Source organism: Arsukibacterium sp., from assembly GCF_041616895.1.
Classification (GTDB): domain Bacteria; phylum Pseudomonadota; class Gammaproteobacteria; order Enterobacterales; family Alteromonadaceae; genus Alishewanella.
The window spans coordinates 1-3,722 of the sequence record NZ_JBFJPY010000164.1 but is presented as its reverse complement, the minus strand read 5'-3'; the positions used below and the strand labels follow the sequence as shown (position 1 = coordinate 3,722).

2 protein-coding genes are annotated in these 3,722 nt (G+C 48.1%); both read right to left on the bottom strand.

The annotated features are described in order from the left end of the window. Window positions 1-274: 274 nt before the first annotated feature. Window positions 275-1,639: a bifunctional UDP-N-acetylglucosamine diphosphorylase/glucosamine-1-phosphate N-acetyltransferase GlmU gene (glmU, locus tag ABY802_RS16205; RefSeq protein WP_372628159.1), complete on the bottom strand. Its 1,365-nt coding sequence runs from the start codon at window positions 1,637-1,639 to the stop codon at window positions 275-277. Between the two features lie 159 nt (window positions 1,640-1,798). Further along, window positions 1,799-3,722, bottom strand: a 1,924-nt coding sequence (locus ABY802_RS16200) for an alpha/beta hydrolase family protein (protein ID WP_372628158.1), incomplete at its 5' end; no start/stop codon positions are given.

Below are 3,722 nucleotides of genomic sequence, written 5' to 3'. Positions count from 1 at the left end.
CAAGACAGCTTTGGTACTGCCTGTAATGTTACCGGTGATGGCGCCATTGCCGTGCTGGTTGATAAGGCTGAATAGTTATGAAAAGGGCTGACAGGTTGCAACTCCCGTTCCGGCTCGCCACAGCAACTCGCCCTTCGCCTGCGGCAGGGCTCAGACACTCTGTGGCGCCCGATCCGTGATTCCAACCCGCAGCCTGACGTAGCCTGATTTGCCATGTAATCATGCAAATAAAACAGCCCGCTTTTGCGGGCTGTTTTATTACTAAGTTCAGGCGTTATTTTTTTATCTTAACCGGCCGCTGCCAGCCTTCGATATGCCGCTGCTTTGCCCTGGCAACCACCAGCTCGCCATCGGCGGCGTCACGTGTTAGTACGCTGCCAGCGCCCACTGTAGCATTAACACCTACCGTTACCGGAGCCACTAACGAACTGTTAGATCCAATAAAGGCACCATCGTGAATGGTAGTAACAAACTTATTGGCACCGTCGTAGTTACAGGTAATGGTGCCGGCACCCACATTCACTTTACTGCCAATTACTGCATCGCCTAAGTAGGTTAAGTGGTTGGCTTTTGAGCCTTTACCCAGGGTGGTTTTCTTCATTTCAACAAAGTTGCCAACATGACTGTCGTCCAGCATCACGCTATCTGGCCGCAGGCGGGCATAGGGACCAACGGAGCAGTCGCTGCCAACCGTGGCTTTTTCAATCATTGAGTTGGCTTTAATTTCGGTGTTATCACCAATGGTGCAGTCTTTTAAAATACAGTTGGCACCAATAGTAACGCCTTTCCCCAGCACCACTTTGCCTTCGAAAATAACGTTGATGTCGATCATGACATCATTACCCACCTCCACCGAACCACGAATATCTATGCGGGCCGGGTCGCGCAGGTTAGCGCCAGAAAGCATTAATTCCTCTGCTTTACGTTGCTGGTAAGCTCGCTCCAATGCGGCTAATTGCACCCGGTTGTTAGCACCCTCCACTTCCATGGCATCTTGCGGTTGGGCGGTAGTAATTTCTACCCCTTCGCTGTGCGCCATGGCGATAACGTCGGTTAAATAGTATTCGCCTTGGGCGTTGCTGTTTGATAGCTTACCCAGCCAGTTTTTTAGCTGCTTGCCTGGCAGCGCCATAATGCCGCTGTTTACTTCGTTTATCAGCAGCTGCTGCGGATTGGCGTCTTTCTGCTCGACAATACCAACAACCATACCGTTTTCCCGGACAATCCGGCCATAGCCTGTCGGGTTAGCTAAATTTACTGTTAAAATCGCCAGACCATTAGCAGGCTTTGCCGCTAACAGTTGCTGTAACGTTTCGAGCCGGGTAAGGGGTACATCACCGTACAGCACCAGCACGGTATCGTCATCAGCGATATTCGGGTTAGCCTGGGCGACCGCATGGCCGGTACCAAGTTGTTCAGCCTGTAATACCCAGTGCAATGGCTGCTCGCCCAACGCGGTTTTTAAGGCTTCTGCGCCATAGCCATAAACCAATTGCGGTTTAGCAGCGCCTAGCGCACGAGCGGTATCAATAACATGCTGTACCATTGGTCGTTCGGCTACTTTGTGCAACACCTTGGGTAAGTCTGATTTCATCCGTGTGCCTTTTCCGGCCGCCAGAATGACTACGTTTAATGCCATAAAATAAATCCCTGTAATCGTGGATCGTCAATATTACGCTTATGCTAATAGGTGCTTATTCTAATAGATATAGCCGCAGATTACAGGCTTGGCGTGAAGTTTTGCTGAATGAAAAACGCCACCTTGCGGTGGCGCTTTATATTTACAGTTTGACTGAGATTAGTTTTTTTCAGTCTCACCAATATATTTATCAAAGAAGGCGAGCATTTTCTGCCAGCGCTCAACGTTGTTTTCCGGTTTATAGAAACCATGGCCTTCTTTTTCTTTTACCAGCCATTCATAAGGGTGATTACGTTTTTCTAGCTCTTCCCGTAAACGGTTGGCATGGATTATAGGTACCCGGCGATCCTCTTCACCGTGAATAATAAATACCGGCGCTTTTAATTTATCCAGGTGCTTTATCGGTGACTGCGCATCTAACTGCGCCTGATCACGGCCAATCGCCATTTCCAGATAATTAATACCACTTTTCCGCTCCTGAATGTCGCCATCGGTATACATCAGGTTTAAGTCAAACACCCCGACAAAGCCCACAGTGCATTTGTATAGATCAGGCTCACGCACCGCACTCATTAATGCCGCATAGCCACCATAAGAGCCACCGTAAGCACACACCCGATTTTTATCGACGATACCTTGCTCGACCAAATGCATGACACCGTCGGTCATATCATCAATCATGGTGGTACCCCAGTTCTGATAACCGGCTTGCAAAAAACTGCGACCAAAACCACCCGAACCGCGGAAATTTGGCTGTAGCACGGCATAACCATGCTGAGCGAGTACTTTGGCATCAGTATCAATTTCCAACACATCACGCGGCCCGTGTGGGCCACCATGCGGCAACATTATCAGCGGCAGGTTCTTTACTTTTTTGTCCGGAGGTAAGGTTAAAATGGCATGAATATCTAAACCGTCACGGCTTTTATAAATAATAGCTGTAGTCTGGGCTAAAAGCTCTGGCTTCATCCAGGGACGGCCATTCAGTAAAAAGCTCAGCTGATTATTTTTAGTATCAAACAGGTAAAACTCTGGCGGATGGTTAGCCGAGCGCACGGTAAGCACTAAAATACTGTTATCGCGGGTTGCTGAATTGATAGCAATTTTTTTACCCGGGAAGGCCGCTTTCAGGCTTTGCAAATATCCACTGAACGTTTTGTCTTTAATATCAGCAAAAAAGACATCCTCATGAGTGTCATACTCATATGAAGCACCAATTACCTCTCTTAAATAGCCATCTTCAAAGCTGAATTTGGGAGCAACATCCACTTTAGGATGATGAGCCAGTACTTCTTCCTTACCGGTTTCCGGCTCCATGATGCTAATGGCTTTAGTATCAGTCTGGGTATCACTTAAGCCTACTACCCGTTTATTATCAGGTAAAAACGCTATTGGCATAAAACTGCCATCACGCTGACCATAGCGGCGCAGGGTTTGCCAGTCAGATTTCTCATCTTTCCGGTACATTAGTACCATTTCATTGTCATTGTCCTGATCTTCACCAACCGCCATCCGGGCAATACCAATGTTGTCGGTAATCATACCGGAAGAGCGCATTGGCGCCCGGGCAATTTGCCGGGTGCGACCATTTTCAATATTCAGCCTTTTGACCAGACTAAAAGACCCCCGTCGGTTAGGGGTACTGGTTGCAATCAGCACGAATTTATCTTCGTCAGGTAGGTAGTTAATCACCTGAGCGGCGTCTTTCTCATGATCTGCCCGATAACCGGTCAACATTCTGGCATTTGAGCCATCGGCGTTCACTGCAAATATTTCACCTGTGCCTACTGGCTGCTCCAGCGCACCAATATCCCGCACCAGGGTGATTAACAAGCGCTCACTAGTAGCCCAGTCAAATGAACCAATGGAGTCACGGCCGGTAAAATGGCGAACGCTAATAATCTTATTTGACTTAATATCAATCACATTCAGGTAAATATTACCTTCATCGCTGCGGCTGGTGGCCGCCAGATATTTGCCGGTTGGCGAAATTTCAATTTCCAAAAACTGAGATTGTCTTGCGTAGTCTTCAAGGGTCAGTTCTGCGGCCTGAACACCGTTAAAGGCGAAAAGCAGCCAACTT